At 33.7% G+C, this 454-nt stretch carries 1 protein-coding gene; it reads right to left on the bottom strand.

The window, feature by feature from the left end; translation table 11 throughout:
• Positions 1 to 454 (bottom strand): undecaprenyl-diphosphatase (locus tag COO03_RS23960; RefSeq protein ID WP_142316280.1); only part of this gene is annotated, 454 nt, incomplete at both ends.

The raw sequence follows: 454 nt of genomic DNA, 5'->3' as shown, positions 1-454 counted from the left end.
GCAACATCAAAAGGATAATGAACCCCTACCCAAATACGAGAGATCGCTACACAAAATGCAAGTATAAGCCATAACCATCCAGTCTTTTTACGAACAAGCCAAAACGAAAAACAAATCGAAAAAAAGAGAATCGTATGGTCACTAGGAAATGAATTATCTACAGCATGGTCGACAAGTTTATTAACATCAGGCAATACTGCAAACGGTTGATAATTCAAATGAAATTTCCCTGCTATTTTTCCAATCACCTCAGCAATCACAAAAGCAACCATCGCTTGAATAACCATCATCCTACTTTTTCTGAACCCGGTAAACCAATAAGCTATAATAATTAAACCAAAAATATATACCATATATTCTGCCAAAAATACCATGGCTGAGTTTAGGAATGAATATTGTTTACCTAAATCATTAATTGCTCGAAAAATATCAATATTGAATTGAGAAAAAGACA

Source organism: Bacillus sp. AFS098217 (assembly GCF_002551815.1).
Taxonomy (GTDB): domain Bacteria; phylum Bacillota; class Bacilli; order Bacillales; family Bacillaceae_G; genus Bacillus_A.
This window is presented reverse-complemented; position numbering and strand designations above follow the sequence as displayed.